The sequence below is a fragment of the Allosphingosinicella sp. genome, assembly GCF_059502505.1.
In genome coordinates this window covers 268,010-280,447 of sequence record NZ_JCACEU010000019.1, presented here as the reverse complement: position 1 = coordinate 280,447, position 12,438 = coordinate 268,010, and the positions used below count along the sequence as shown (strand labels likewise).

At 67.0% G+C, this 12,438-nt stretch carries 13 protein-coding genes, 1 other RNA gene and 1 pseudogene; 6 read left to right on the top strand and 9 right to left on the bottom strand.

Annotation, left to right across the window (positions count from 1 at the left end; all coding sequences use genetic code 11):
* Positions 1-7: 7 nt before the first annotated feature.
* A pseudogene (mtgA, locus tag AC5JBD_RS13810) lies at positions 8-718 on the top strand (monofunctional biosynthetic peptidoglycan transglycosylase); the annotation flags it as partial.
* 209 nt (positions 719-927) lie between these two features.
* On the opposite strand, the gene AC5JBD_RS13805 reads toward mtgA, so the two are convergent.
* The 4 genes from AC5JBD_RS13805 to AC5JBD_RS13790 form a co-directional block, all read right to left on the bottom strand.
* Positions 928-1,251 carry a YbaB/EbfC family nucleoid-associated protein gene (locus tag AC5JBD_RS13805; protein WP_495722393.1) on the bottom strand — a complete coding sequence of 108 codons (324 nt, stop codon included), beginning with the start codon at positions 1,249-1,251 and terminating at the stop codon, positions 928-930.
* The gene (locus AC5JBD_RS13800) at positions 1,251-2,882 is read right to left on the bottom strand and encodes a DNA polymerase III subunit gamma/tau (protein ID WP_495722392.1); all 1,632 of its coding nucleotides are present in this window, start codon (positions 2,880-2,882) and stop codon (positions 1,251-1,253) included. The genes AC5JBD_RS13805 and AC5JBD_RS13800 overlap by 1 nt, the downstream gene beginning before the upstream one ends.
* Positions 2,883-3,190: 308 nt before the next feature.
* Positions 3,191-3,288, bottom strand: an RNA gene (ffs, locus tag AC5JBD_RS13795) — signal recognition particle sRNA small type.
* 61 nt (positions 3,289-3,349) lie between these two features.
* The gene (locus AC5JBD_RS13790) at positions 3,350-4,030 is read right to left on the bottom strand and encodes a hypothetical protein (protein WP_495722391.1); all 681 of its coding nucleotides are present in this window, start codon (positions 4,028-4,030) and stop codon (positions 3,350-3,352) included.
* A gap of 339 nt (positions 4,031-4,369) precedes the next feature.
* On the opposite strand from AC5JBD_RS13790, the gene AC5JBD_RS13785 reads away from it, so the two are divergent.
* Positions 4,370-4,987, top strand: a complete 618-nt coding sequence (locus AC5JBD_RS13785) for a L,D-transpeptidase family protein (RefSeq protein WP_495722390.1) — start codon at positions 4,370-4,372, stop codon at positions 4,985-4,987.
* A 2-nt stretch (positions 4,988-4,989) separates the two neighbouring features.
* Here the strand turns inward: AC5JBD_RS13785 and AC5JBD_RS13780 are convergent, their stop codons facing one another.
* From AC5JBD_RS13780 to AC5JBD_RS13770, 3 genes are read right to left on the bottom strand one after another with little or no spacing between them, the layout of a single operon-like run.
* Positions 4,990-5,325 (bottom strand): 2Fe-2S iron-sulfur cluster-binding protein, encoded by a 336-nt coding sequence (locus tag AC5JBD_RS13780; protein WP_495722389.1) that lies wholly within the window; start codon positions 5,323-5,325, stop codon positions 4,990-4,992.
* Positions 5,322-6,542 (bottom strand): cysteine desulfurase family protein, encoded by a 1,221-nt coding sequence (locus AC5JBD_RS13775; protein ID WP_495722388.1) that lies wholly within the window; start codon positions 6,540-6,542, stop codon positions 5,322-5,324. The genes AC5JBD_RS13780 and AC5JBD_RS13775 overlap by 4 nt, the downstream gene beginning before the upstream one ends.
* Positions 6,539-7,585, bottom strand: coding sequence for a cysteine desulfurase family protein (locus AC5JBD_RS13770; protein ID WP_495722387.1), 1,047 nt, complete (start codon positions 7,583-7,585; stop codon positions 6,539-6,541). The genes AC5JBD_RS13775 and AC5JBD_RS13770 overlap by 4 nt, the downstream gene beginning before the upstream one ends.
* Before the next feature lie 100 nt (positions 7,586-7,685).
* Here AC5JBD_RS13770 and AC5JBD_RS13765 point away from each other — a divergent pair, with 100 nt between their 5' ends.
* The gene (locus AC5JBD_RS13765; RefSeq protein WP_495722386.1) at positions 7,686-8,342 is read left to right on the top strand and encodes an alpha/beta hydrolase; all 657 of its coding nucleotides are present in this window, start codon (positions 7,686-7,688) and stop codon (positions 8,340-8,342) included.
* Here the strand turns inward: AC5JBD_RS13765 and AC5JBD_RS13760 are convergent.
* Positions 8,335-8,514: a hypothetical protein gene (locus tag AC5JBD_RS13760; protein ID WP_495722385.1), complete on the bottom strand. Its 180-nt coding sequence runs from the start codon at positions 8,512-8,514 to the stop codon at positions 8,335-8,337. The genes AC5JBD_RS13765 and AC5JBD_RS13760 overlap by 8 nt on opposite strands.
* An 83-nt stretch (positions 8,515-8,597) precedes the next feature.
* Between AC5JBD_RS13760 and AC5JBD_RS13755 the strand changes: the two genes are divergently transcribed.
* A complete protein-coding gene (locus tag AC5JBD_RS13755) occupies positions 8,598-8,855 on the top strand; it encodes a hypothetical protein (RefSeq protein ID WP_495722384.1) in 258 nt (85 codons plus the stop codon).
* Here the strand turns inward: AC5JBD_RS13755 and AC5JBD_RS13750 are convergent.
* Positions 8,831-9,802, bottom strand: coding sequence for a threonine ammonia-lyase (locus AC5JBD_RS13750; RefSeq protein WP_495722383.1), 972 nt, complete (start codon positions 9,800-9,802; stop codon positions 8,831-8,833). The two genes, AC5JBD_RS13755 and AC5JBD_RS13750, sit on opposite strands and share 25 nt — an antisense overlap.
* 187 nt (positions 9,803-9,989) lie before the next feature.
* On the opposite strand from AC5JBD_RS13750, the gene AC5JBD_RS13745 reads away from it, so the two are divergent.
* Positions 9,990-11,213, top strand: a complete 1,224-nt coding sequence (locus AC5JBD_RS13745; RefSeq protein ID WP_495722382.1) for a type III PLP-dependent enzyme — start codon at positions 9,990-9,992, stop codon at positions 11,211-11,213.
* A gap of 125 nt (positions 11,214-11,338) precedes the next feature.
* Positions 11,339-12,397: a 1,9-bis(guanidino)-5-aza-nonane synthase gene (locus AC5JBD_RS13740; RefSeq protein ID WP_495722381.1), complete on the top strand. Its 1,059-nt coding sequence runs from the start codon at positions 11,339-11,341 to the stop codon at positions 12,395-12,397.
* Positions 12,398-12,438 lie beyond the last annotated feature (41 nt).

Below are 12,438 nucleotides of genomic sequence, written 5' to 3'. Positions count from 1 at the left end.
AGCCGCGATGGCAAGAGCGAAGCGGGGCAGACAGAGGCGCGGAGGGTTCGGCCGGGTGATCGGCTGGGTCATCCGCGCCTTCCTCCTGTTCATCGTCGTCAGCTTGGCTTGGGTCCTGCTCTACCGCTTCGTGCCGCCGCCGATCACCTTCACGATGATGGGCGACGCGCTCGGCGGGCGCGGCGTCACCAAGGACTGGATGAGCATCGACGAGATCGACCGCGACATGGCGCGGGCGGCGATCGCGGCCGAGGACAGCAAATTCTGCAGCCACTGGGGGTTCGACCAGGACGCGATTGCCGAGGCGATGCGGCGGAACGCCGAAGGGCGCGGCGTGATGCGGGGCGGCTCGACGATCAGCCAGCAGACCGCGAAGAACGCCTTTCTGTGGCAGGGCGGCGGCTACTTCCGCAAAGGGCTGGAGGCCTGGTTCACCCTGCTGATCGAGAACCTCTGGTCGAAGCGGCGGATCATGGAGGTCTATCTCAACGTCGCCGAGACCGGCATCGGCACCTATGGCGTCAATGCCGGCGCGCAGCGTTACTTCGACAAGGACGCCTCGAACCTCAGCCGGCAGGAGGCGGCGCGGATCGCGGCGGTGCTGCCGCTGCCCAAGAAGCGCGAGGCGGTGACGCCGGGCGGCTTCACCCGCCGCTACGGCAACAGCATCTCCAGGCGCATCGGCGTGGTGGCGCGCGACGGGCTCGACGCCTGCGTATACGATGCGGAGGCCGTGGCGCCCGAAGCAGACGAGCCGGCGCCGAAGCGCTCGCGCCCGAAGCGCGCGGAGACCCCGCCTCCTTCCCCGCCGCCCGAGCGAGTCGAGGATTATATCGAGCCGGCTCCCGCCGAACCCGAGCCTGAAGCCGTCGAGGCGCCCGCTCCCGAGCCCGTTCCGGAGGCGGAGGAGCCGGTGACGAACGGCCTCTAGAACGGCATCTTGAAGCCCGGCGGCAATTGCAGACCGCTGGTCATCTTGGACATTTCGGCCTGCGCCGCCTGGTCGGCCTTGGCGCGGGCGTCGTTGAGGGCGGCGGCGACGAGGTCCTCGACCATCTGCTTCTCGGATGGCTGGAGCAGGCTCTCGTCTATTTCGACCGAGACGATCCGGCCCTTGGCGCTGGCGCGGATCTTGACCAGCCCGCCGCCGGACGCGCCGTCGACGATGATGTTGTCGAGATTGTCCTGCGCCTTCATCAGCTCGGCCTGGGCGTTCTGCGCCATCTTCATGATCTCGTCGAAATCCGGCATCATGCGCTCCGTTCGTTCAAATCGTAGTGGGTGAGTTCCGCGTCGGGAAAGGCGTCGAATGCCGCCTTCACCACCGGCGAGGCAAGCACCGACTGCCTCAGCTCCTCCGCCTGAGCCTTCTCCTGGTCGAGAAGGCTGGGCTCGGCGGGTCCGTCCGAGGTGGTGACCTGCCAGGTAACGCCAGTGAGGCCCTTCAGCGTGCCGGCGAGATCCCGGACGAGATCGCCGAGCGGCTTGGACGGCTTGATCACCAGCTCCGGCGGAGCGTAGCGGACGACGCCGGCATAATCGTGCAACTGCTGGGCAAGGTGCGGCTTGCCGTTGTTCGAGAGCAGATCGACCAGAGCCGCGAAGGTCGCAGGCGCCTTCATCGTGGAGCCCTGGGCCGGCGCTGCCGCAGCCTCGGCCGCGCGTGCCGGCAGCGCCTCGCCGCTCTGCAGCTTCTCGAGCAGAGTGCCCGGGTCGGGAAGCTCCGAGGCGTGGATAACGCGCAGCAGCGCCATCTCGGCCGCTTCCAGCGGCAGCGCGGCGCTGTTCACTTCGCCGAGGCCCTTCAGCAGCAGCTGCCACAGCCGGTGGATGGTGGCGTAGCCGAGGCGGCTCGCCCAGTCGGCATAGGCTTCGCGCTCTTCGACCGACTGAGCCCGGTCCTGGACACCACCGACCTTGGCGCGAGTGATGCCGTGGACGCTTTCGAGCAGTCCGCGGACCAGCGCCGACGGCTCGACGCCCAGATCATATTGCTCCTTCACCGCCGTCAGGGCGCCCTGCGCATCGCCGGCCAGAAGCAGGCCGAGCAGCTTGCGGACCGCACCCCTATCGGAAAGACCGAGCATGATCCGCACCTGATCGGCGGTTACGCCCTCGGCGCCGTGGGCGATCGCCTGGTCGAGGATCGAGAGGCCGTCGCGGGCCGAGCCTTCCGCGGCACGAGCGATCAGCGCCAGCGCTTCCGGTTCGACTTGCACCCCCTCCTTTTCGCTCACCATCGCGAAATGGTCGGCGAGCTGCTCGGCCGAGATGCGGCGCAGGTCGAAGCGCTGGCAGCGCGACAGCACCGTCACCGGCACCTTGTTCACCTCGGTGGTGGCGAAGAGAAACTTAACGTGCGCAGGGGGTTCCTCAAGCGTCTTCAAGAGTGCGTTGAACGCGTTCTTCGACAACATGTGAACTTCGTCGATGATGTAGACCTTGTAGCGCGCCGACACTGCCGCGTAGCGGACCGCCTCGATTATCTCGCGCACGTCGTCGACGCCGGTGTGAGAGGCGGCGTCCATCTCGACCACGTCGATGTGGCGTCCTTCGGCGATGGCGACGCAGGGCTCGCAGACGTTGCAGGGGCTGATCGTCGGTCCCCCCTGCCCGTCCGGGCCGATACAGTTGAGCGCCTTGGCGATCAGGCGTGCGGTTGAGGTCTTGCCGACCCCGCGGACGCCGGTGAGCAGGAAGGCGTGAGCGAGCCGGTCGCGCCGGATCGCGTTGCCGAGCGTCTGCACCATCGCATCCTGGCCGATCAGCTCGTCGAAACGCTGCGGCCGGTATTTGCGGGCGAGCACGCGATAAGGCTGCGCCTTTTGCGGCTGCGGCGGCTCGTCGAGGCCGAGGCCAAGTTCATCGAAGGATTCGGACATCACCGGACCCTAGCGCCTCCCCGGCAGGCTGTCGAAGGCCGGCGCTGCCCCCAAAGCTGACGAAGCCGACACATCGGCAGGTGTATCGCGTCGGCTTTCGCAGCTTTGGCTTCAGGACATTTGCTCATGGAAATTGGCCGATGGGAGATTCGTAAACCCATGGCTACGCGATAGCCCGGCGGCGCAGCTGTAGGAAAGGAAGCTCGCGCCATGGCGCCGCGGCAAAGCCGCGCCGTCGGTCCTCGCCTGAGCGAGGCCGGCCGCGCTTGCGCGTCTCGTAGATAGCTTTGCTATCTTCGTGCGCGCTGCGCGGTGGGAGCCGGAACGACCCGAAGCGAAATCGTTACGGCTGCTTCCTTCCGGACCTGACCGGGTTGGCGACAACTCCGTCCGCCCGACTCCCGCGGCGCATATGGGGCAAGGCCTCCTCCCGCGCAAGATTGCCGGGCCGGAGTGAGAAGTCCCGCTTACTGCACAGCGCTTTCACTATACTCGATGCGAATGCGGACCCAGGTGCCGATCAGTTCCTTTCCGCCGATCCGCGGCGGACGGACCCGGAATTGCCACGCCGCCTGGCGGACGGCGCCGGCGAGCCGGCTGCCCGGAGGCGAAGAGTCGAGTTCCACGCAATCCTCCACCTGAAAGCGTGCCGCCGTCTTGCAGGCGACGAGGCCCCAGCCTTCCTTGGGCATGCGCGCCGGCAGGTATGGGCTGAGCTCTGCGGGCGTCGGCCGGCGATACCATTCCGCATTGTAGAGGGGCTCGCCATCGGGCGCGGTGCCGACCCTTTGCGAATCTCCTGCCGTCGAAGCCGACTTTTCGCCGGCTGCTCCTGCGGCGCTGGAGCCCTCGAACCTCGCGAGGTCGCTGGCAGCGAACTCTTCGCGAGTGATGGCGATGAACGGCAGCGGGTTCTCGCTCGGCAAGGGCGGGGGCTCGACGGTCGGCAGCGGCGGAGGCGGATCGCTCCGCGGGACTGGCTTTGGCTTGACCGGCGCCTCGCTGGGCTCGGCGTCGGGAGCCGCCGCTATTTCTGGGCTGAGGTCCAGCAGGATCGGCCCGCCTTTGAACCTGGGAGGCGCAGGCGGTGCGTTCAGCGTCAGCAGGGCGATGAGGATAAGGAGGTTGGCAGCGATCGCCAGTGCCATCGCCGCTGCGCGACGGCGTAGTGAAGGGGCCTCGGGGCTGGCCGGAACGTAGGGGTGGAGAGCCGGCTGCAATGACGAAAAACCTGGCGGTCCTGAACAAGGAGATGGTGGCAGTGCGAGACCGCCGCATAGTGGCGGATCGGGAGCCTGTCTCAGATGGGTCAGACTGGCCAGCAGCACAAGCGCTTCGATCCCATCACCTCCAGTGACCAGCCTGAGCCAGTTCCGGCACTGATTCCGTTCCCCTGCGTTACAGGATTAGGTTGGGAAGAACGGAAGGAGCGGGCCTTGTGGGCACCGAGCTTTCCGTCTTCCAAGAAGAGAAAGAGAGTATCCGTGATGGTCCGCACGCCTGTGTTCGTGCGCGGAACCTTTGTTGCTTTGGCACTGTGTTTCGCGACAGCTCACCCCCTCGCCGCCAAGCCGGCGGCACCGTCTGTCCCGATCGAAGAGCGCATCGACAGCCTCAAGCCCGGCCATTGGGTCTGGCGGCCCGAACTGGCGCCGGAAGGACCGGTAGAGGTGGTCGTCAGCCTGCCGCTGCAGATCGCCTATGTCTATCGCGGCGGCACCCTCATAGGGGCGACCACCGTCTCTACCGGCATGCCGGGCTACGACACGCCGACCGGGCGCTTCAGCATCCTGCAAAAGCGCGAGAAGCATTTCTCCAACCTCTACGACAATGCGCCGATGCCGTTCATGCAGCGGCTGACCTGGGACGGCATCGCGTTGCACGCCGGCGCCATTCCGGGCGAGCCGGCGTCGCACGGCTGCGTCCGCCTGCCGAAGACGTTCGCGGCCAAGCTCTATGGGATCACCGATCTCGGGGCGACGGTGGTGATCGTCGATGACGCGCCGTCGCCGGAGGCGGCCTATGCGATGGTCACCGGGCAGACGTTCGAGACCGCCATGGGTGGACCTGAGGAGCCCCTGGAGGCGGCGGCCGAGACCCCCTGAACTCAGCGTCCCTGCATGTTGTGAGCGGCGCCGGGGATGCGGACGGTAAGGGTCGCCAGTTCCTCGGTGAGCCAGATCTGGCAGGCGAGACGGGAATGGCGGGTGACGTGAGCCGCCAGGTCCAGCATGTCCTCCTCCTCCTCGCTGGCGCGGGGGAGCTTCGCGAAATCTTCAGGCTTGACGATGATGTGGCAGGTCGAGCAGGCCATCTGACCCTCGCAGGTGCCTTCGAGCGGCTGGCCCTCCGCCTGGGCGACGTCGAGCAGGCGCTCGCCGGGCGGGGCATCGACCTCGCGCACCTCAGCGCCGTCGGCAGAGATGAAGCGGACGAGTGTCATGCGGCGAAGCTGCGCTGGCGAGCGGCTGCATCAAGGATGAGACCGAGGGCGCGCGTCAGTTCCTCTTCGCTGGTGTAGCGGCCGAAGCCGAGGCGGATGCTGGAACGCGCCTCCCGGTCCGCGAGGCCGATCGCCTGCAGGACATGGCTGGGGCGGCCCGAGCCGCTGGCGCAGGCGGAGCCGGCGGAGAAGGCGACCTGGCGGACCTCGGAGATCAGGCGGGCAGAGTCGATGCCCTCGGCCCGGATGTTGAGATTGCCCCGGTAGCGATGCTCGAACGAGCCATTGAGGGTCCAGCCCTGCGTGGCGCGCCGCGCGACCTCCCATAGTCGATCGACATGCTCGTGATCCGCGTCACGACGCTCGACCAGCAGGCGAGCGGCCTCGCCCAAGCCGACACAGAGGGCTGGCGACAAGGTGCCGGAGCGGAGGCCGCCTTCCTGGCCACCGCCGTGGAGGAGCGGGTCGATCTGGAGGCCGTCGCGCAGCCACAGGCCACCAATGCCCTTGGGGCCGTGGACTTTGTGCGCGGAGACGGCGACCATGTCGCAGGCGTGGAGCGGGATGGCGATGCGGCCGAGCGCCTGCACCGCATCGCAGAAGAACAGCGCGCCGCGGCGGTGGGCGAGTTCGGCGATCTGCTCGACCGGCTGGATGACGCCGATCTCATTGTTGACGAGCATAGCGGCGACGAGGCCGGTGCGGTCGTCAATGCGCTCGGCGGCGAGGTCGAGGTCGACGAGGCCGTCCGGCTGGACCGGGAGGAAATCGGCTTCGAAGCCCTGGCCGCCCAGCCACTCGATGGTGTCGAACACGCAGGCATGCTCGGTGGCGAGGGTGACGATCTTGCGCTTGTCCGGGGGCAAACGGGCCGCAGCTCCCTTGAGGGCCCAATTGGCGGCTTCGGTGGCGCCGGAGGTGAAGTAGAAGCCCCCCTTCTCTCCCCCTTCCGGATTTCCGGCAGGGGTTCGGGGTGGGCCTTCTTGAGCACCTTGCCTGGCCGAAGAGCCCACCCCCGGCCCCTCCCGGAAGTCCGGGAGGGGAGTCGTCAGGGCGCGGACGACCCGCTCCCGCGCCACCTCGATGGCGGCGGCGGCTTCGCGGCCGAGGCGGTGGGGTGAATGGGGGTTGCCGAAATTGGTGTCGATCCACGGGCGCATGGCGGCCGCGACTTCGGGCGCGAGGGGGGTGGTCGCCTGATAATCCAAGTAGATCATGCGGCGCGGCGCCTTGCCGCCATTTCGGTCCAGAGGGCGGCGAAGCGGTCGACCTCGGCCTCGGTCGTGGAGCGGCCGAAGCTGACGCGGATGACCTCTGCCGCGCTGGCTCCGTCCCAACCCATGGCTGCCAGGACATGGCTGGGCTTGAGGCTGCCGGACGAGCAGGCGCTGCCTGCCGAGACGGCGATGCCGTTCATGTCGAACTGGATCAGCTGGGCGTTGGCAGGCGCGCCGGACATGAAATAGGCGCCGATCGTGGGAATGCGGTGCGTGAACTGGCCGACGACACCGCCGCCCGCTTCGGCGATCCGCTTTTCGAGGCGCTGACGGAGGGCGGCTGCCTCGGCCATCCACGCTGGACCGGCCTCGAGGGCGGCTGCCATGCCGATGATGCCGGGCAAGTTCTCGGTTCCGGCGCGATAGCCCTGCTCCTGGCCGCCGACCGGTTCGATGAGCGAGAGTTCGCGAAGCAGCAGCGCGCCGACGCCCGGAGGACCGCCGAACTTGTGGGCGGAGAGCGCGATCATGTCCGCATCCGGGAGCGGCAGCTTCCCGGCGGTCTGGGCGCAATCGGCAAGCAGCAGGCCGCCGCGGGCGCGGACATGCGCGGCGACCTCCTCCAGCGGCTGCAGGATCCCCGTTTCGTTATTGGCGTGCTGGATAGCGACCAGCGGCCGCTCGCCGCCTATCGGCGAAAGATCGACCAGGCCGTCGCGATCGACCGGCAGACGCACCGCGTCCGGAGCCGCACGAAAGACGGCGTCATGCTCGACCGCGGAGACGAAGCGGGTTCCGCCATGGCCGCGGGACAGCGCTATCGCCAGAGCCTCGCTGGCGCCGCTGGTGAAGATGATCGAGCCGGTCCAGCCGAGCGCATCGGCAATTCGCCGCCGCGCATCCTCCAGCGCCGCCTTGGCGGACCGGCCCTCCGCATGGGGCGAACTGGGATTGTGCCACCGCGCCAGCGCCTCGGCCATCGCCTCGCGCGCCGCCGGCAGCAGCGGCGTCGTCGCGGCATGGTCGAGATAGGCGCGGGACAAGCCGGTTTTCCTTGCGATTGCTAAGCGGACGCGAGCCTCTATATAGGTGCCGCCGCGCGAAACCACGCGCAACACCCATTCATTTCCCGCCGCAGGTGCAATGCCCGAAGTCATTTTTCCAGGGCCGGAAGGCCGCCTTGAAGGGCGTTTCCAGCCCGGTCCCCGCCCTCGCGCTCCGGTCGCGCTGATCCTCCACCCGCACCCGCAGGCGTCGGGCACGATGAACAATCACATCGTGCAGGCGCTCTACAAGACGTTCGTGCGGCGCGGTTTCGCGACCCTGCGCTTCAACTTTCGCGGTGTCGGCAAGAGCCAGGGCATTTTCGACAATGGCGTCGGCGAGCTCAGCGATGCGGCTTCGGCGCTCGACTGGGTGCAGCAGATCCATCCCGAGGCGGAGCAGACCTGGGTGGCGGGGGTCAGCTTCGGCGCGTGGATCGGCATGCAGCTCCTCATGCGGCGGCCGGAGGTGCGCGGCTTCATCTCGATCGCGCCGCCGGCGAACATGTATGATTTCACCTTCCTCGCCCCCTGCCCCTCCTCCGGCATCATCATCCAGGGCGAGGCGGACGAGGTGGTGACGCCGAATGCGGTCCAGAAGCTGGTCGACAAGCTCCGCACCCAGCGTCACATCACCATCCACCATGACACCATTCCGGGCGCGAACCATTTCTTCGTCAACGAGATGCCGCAGCTGATGAAGTCGGTGGACGATTATCTCGACTTCCGCCTGGATCCCTCCTGCACGATCAGGTGATCGGCGCCGTCCAGATCACCACGTTGCCGAGAATCACCAGAGCCGCGACCAGCATCAGCACGCCCTTCTTCGTGTCCCGCCGCTTGGTGAGCATGTAGAGGCCTCCGCCGGCCAGCGCGAAGGCGGCGATGACCATGATGGAAAGCAGGGTCGCGGAAAGGCCGGTGAGCATCGCGCCCCTCTGCCACGCCGGCAACATTTGAGAAAGCAGCCGGTCTTTACCGTTCGTTTACCTTGAGCCTTTAGATTCGCATCATGGGCTCGGCAGACCAGAAGCATAGCCTCGACGAGGCATTCGAGCGGATCGAAGAGACGATCCTGCCGAGCATTTCGCTGATGCTCGACACTTTGCTGGAAGCGGCGCAGTTCGCCAAACCCAGCAAGGATGCCGAAATCTATGCGGCCGAGCTGCGGACGATCGCACTCCAGCTCGAGGCGCTGACCCGCCAGGTCGAGGCCGCCTCGCCGGCCCATGTCGACCCGCAGGATTATCGCTCCTCCTCGGCAGCCTGAGCTTCCAGGATTGCGGCGTAAAGCTGCGGATCCACATTCCCGCCCGATAGCACCACCACGCTGCGCTCCGTGAGCAGCCCTGCCTTGCTGGTCAGCGCGGCGGCGAGCGCGACTGCGCCGCCCGGCTCGACGACGAGGCGGAGATGGCGGAAGGCGTAGGCCATGGCCGCGGCGACCTCCGCTTCGCTCACCCATAGCCCGCGGGCGCCCTGCTGGCGCAGCGCGCCGAGCGTCAGCGGCGAGACGAGCTTGGTCTGAAGCGCGTCGCAGCGCGTGGGCGGCGCGTCGTCGGCGACGGACACCGGCTCGCCGGCTTCGATCGAGCGCGCCATGTCGTCCCAGCCTTCCGGCTCGGCGATCACGACCTCCGTCTCGGGCAGCGCAAGCGCGATGCCGGCCGAGAGGCCGCCGCCACCGCAGGGCACGATCACCTTGTCCGGGGCGACACCCAGCTGATCGCGTAGCTCCACGCCGACGCTCCCCTGCCCTTCGATGATGTCGACATCGTCAAAGGACGGGACGAGCGTCGCGCCGCTCTCCCGCGCCAGGCGGGCGCCGATCTCCTCGCGGCTCTCGGTTCGGCGGTCATAGGGCACGATGCGGGCGCCGGCGGCGAGCGTCGCCTCGCGCTTCACGGCGGGCGCGTCGGCGGGCATGACGATGGTGGCGGCGATGCCGAGGCGCCGGGCGGCGAGCGCGACGCCTTGGGCATGATTGCCTGACGAGAAGGCGACAACGCCGCGCCTGCGCTCCTCCTCGCTCAGCAGCAGCAGGCGGTTGGTCGCGCCGCGCAGCTTGAAGCTGCCGCCCTGCTGCAGGCATTCGGCCTTGGCCCAGAGGCTTTGGCCGCCAATCTCGAGCGGCAGAAGCGGGGTGCGGGTCACGTCGGCGCGAATCCGGGCGGCGGCGGCCTCGACTCCCTGCCTGCTGGGGTTTCTCTTGATCATGGATTCTCCGTTCGGCGCAACATTTGCACCGCTTGTGCCGGTGCTAAGTCGCTAAATTACATCAGCTTTTCACAGGTCTTTACAGGGGGGTCGGTGGCCCATATATCGCGCCCCGCTGCCCCAAGGGGACTTCCAATAACCGCAAGGCAGCCTTTGTCGCCAACTACCCCATTGGAGGTCCCTTGAATTGCACAGCCATCATAACGCGCTGGGGCTAGCTGCCGCCCCCTCCGGCGACAATGTGGTCGCCGGCATCGCCAAGGCTCGACCGGTCCAGCCGGTTACGCTTCTTCGTCCGCACGCTGCACGCCGTGCCGCCCGCTTCTTCGTCGAGAAGTTTCCGGGCCGCTCGATCTATGCGGTGAAGGCGAATCCCTCCCCGGACCTGCTTGAGATCCTGTGGGACAGCGGCATCACGCATTACGACGTGGCGTCGATCGCCGAGGTGCGCCTCGTCGCCCGGACGCTGCCGGAGGCGACGCTTTGCTTCATGCACCCCGTGAAGGCCGAGGAGGCGATCGAGGAAGCCTATTTCACGCATGGCGTGCGCACCTTCTCGCTCGACACGATGGACGAGCTCGAGAAGATCGTGCGGGCGACCCGCGGCGCGACCGATCTCAACCTCTGCGTGCGCATCCGCGTCTCCTCCGACCATTCGAAGCTGAGTCTCGCTTCGAAGTTCGGGGTGGAAGCGCATGAGGTGAAGGACCTGCTGATGGCGACTCGCCAGGCGGCGGACGCGCTCGGCATCTGCTTCCATGTCGGCAGCCAGGCAATGACTCCGGCCGCTTATGGCGAGGCGATGGCGCGCGTCCGTGCAGCGATCGTCGAGGCGGCGGTCACGGTCGACATTGTCGATGTCGGCGGTGGCTTCCCTTCATCCTATCCCGGCATGGAGCCGCCGCCGCTCGAAACCTATTTCGAAGTGATCCACAACGCCTTCGAAAGCCTGCCGATTTCCTACTCGGCAGAGCTGTGGTGCGAGCCCGGCCGGGCGCTGTGCGCGGAATATGCGAGCGTGCTGGTGCGGGTCGAGAAGCGCCGCGGCGACGAGCTCTACATCAACGATGGCGCCTACGGTGCCCTCTTCGATGCGGCGCATGTCGGCTGGCGCTTCCCGGTGAAGCTGGTGCGCGAGCCCGAGTCGGAGACCCGGGACATGGGCTTCAGCTTCTACGGGCCGACCTGCGACGATCTCGACCATATGGCGGGGCCGTTCATGCTCCCGGCCGACGTTCAGGCGGGCGACTATATCGAGATCGGCATGCTCGGCGCCTATGGCTGCGCGATGCGCACCGGCTTCAACGGCTTCGGCTCCGACCAGAAGGCCGTCGTCGATGACGAGCCGATGGCGAGCCTCTACGGCGGGACGAGCCGTGAAGTGGCGCGGAATAACGTGGTTCAGCTCTAAGCAAGCCGCGTTTATGTAGATGGACGGTGACCTGCGTGGCCTTCGGGAGCCCGGGTCCCGTCCATATCCCTAGTGTCTCCGAAGGACCCGGCTCGCCGGCGTGTCGCGGATATTGGAGAACGAGAGTGAACGACCAGACCAAGATCAACGATACCCGCAAGCAGGAGCTGCTCGCCAACGTCGTCGAGCATATCGACATCAAGAGCTTCGACGCGCGCCCGATCGTGGACGCGATGAAGAAGATGAGCTTCACCAGCCGCGACCTCGGCCGGGCGGCGGAGATCTACAACACCATGCTGTCCGATCCGGACTGCTCGATCTTCCTGGTCGTGGCGGGCTCGACCTCGGCCGGCGGCTGCATGGACCTCTATGCCGACCTGGTGCGCAACAACATGGTGGACGGCATTGTCGCCACCGGCGCCACGATCGTCGACATGGATTTCTTCGAAGCGCTTGGCCACAAGCACTATCAAGCGCTTGAGATCCCTGACGACGACACGCTGCGCTCGCTCTACATCGACCGGATCTACGATACCTATATCGATGAGGAGAAGCTGCAGGAGACCGATCACACGATCGGCGAGATCGCCAACAGCCTCGAAGCCCGCCCCTACAGCTCGCGCGAGTTCATCCGCGAGATGGGCAAGTGGCTGATGACGCACGGCAAGAAGGAGAACAGCCTCGTCAAGCTCGCCTACGAGCATGACGTGCCGATCTTCTGCCCGGCCTTCACCGACAGCTCGGCTGGCTTCGGCCTGGTCAAGCACCAGGTCGACCGGATGAAGGAAGGCAAGCCGTACATGACACTCGACAGCATCGCGGACTTCCGCGAGCTGACCGACATCAAGATCGCGGCGGGCCAGACCGGCTTGCTGATGATCGGCGGCGGCGTGCCGAAGAACTTCATCCAGGACACGGTCGTCTGCGCCGAGATCCTCGGCAAGGAAGTCGATGTGCATAAGTATGCTGTGCAGATCACCGTCGCCGACGTGCGCGACGGCGCCTGCTCTTCGTCGACGCTCCAGGAAGCGGCGAGCTGGGGCAAGGTTTCGACGGCGATGGAGCAGATGGTGTTCGCCGAGGCGACCAGTGTCATGCCGCTGCTGGCTTCCGACGCTTATCACCGGGGCCACTGGCGGGAGCGCGCCAAGCGCCGCTTCTCCAAGCTGTTCCATAAAGACTGAGCAACACGAACCCCCGCCCTCACCGGCGGGGGTTTTTGCTA

What these genes read in the sequence shown, in the direction of transcription:
- AC5JBD_RS13780 (WP_495722389.1), bottom strand. Translation starts at nt 5,325, where the DNA reads ATGACACTCGTCCGCTTCATCTCTGCCGACGGCGCTGAGGTGCGCGAG.
- AC5JBD_RS13805 (WP_495722393.1), bottom strand. Translation starts at nt 1,251, where the DNA reads ATGCCGGATTTCGACGAGATCATGAAGATGGCGCAGAACGCCCAGGCC.
- AC5JBD_RS13785 (WP_495722390.1), top strand. Translation starts at nt 4,370, where the DNA reads ATGGTCCGCACGCCTGTGTTCGTGCGCGGAACCTTTGTTGCTTTGGCA.
- AC5JBD_RS13750 (WP_495722383.1), bottom strand. Translation starts at nt 9,802, where the DNA reads ATGATCAAGAGAAACCCCAGCAGGCAGGGAGTCGAGGCCGCCGCCGCC.
- AC5JBD_RS13765 (WP_495722386.1), top strand. Translation starts at nt 7,686, where the DNA reads ATGCCCGAAGTCATTTTTCCAGGGCCGGAAGGCCGCCTTGAAGGGCGT.
- AC5JBD_RS13800 (WP_495722392.1), bottom strand. Translation starts at nt 2,882, where the DNA reads ATGTCCGAATCCTTCGATGAACTTGGCCTCGGCCTCGACGAGCCGCCG.
- AC5JBD_RS13775 (WP_495722388.1), bottom strand. Translation starts at nt 6,542, where the DNA reads ATGATCTACTTGGATTATCAGGCGACCACCCCCCTCGCGCCCGAAGTC.
- AC5JBD_RS13755 (WP_495722384.1), top strand. Translation starts at nt 8,598, where the DNA reads ATGGGCTCGGCAGACCAGAAGCATAGCCTCGACGAGGCATTCGAGCGG.
- AC5JBD_RS13760 (WP_495722385.1), bottom strand. Translation starts at nt 8,514, where the DNA reads ATGCTCACCGGCCTTTCCGCGACCCTGCTTTCCATCATGGTCATCGCC.
- AC5JBD_RS13790 (WP_495722391.1), bottom strand. Translation starts at nt 4,030, where the DNA reads ATGGCACTGGCGATCGCTGCCAACCTCCTTATCCTCATCGCCCTGCTG.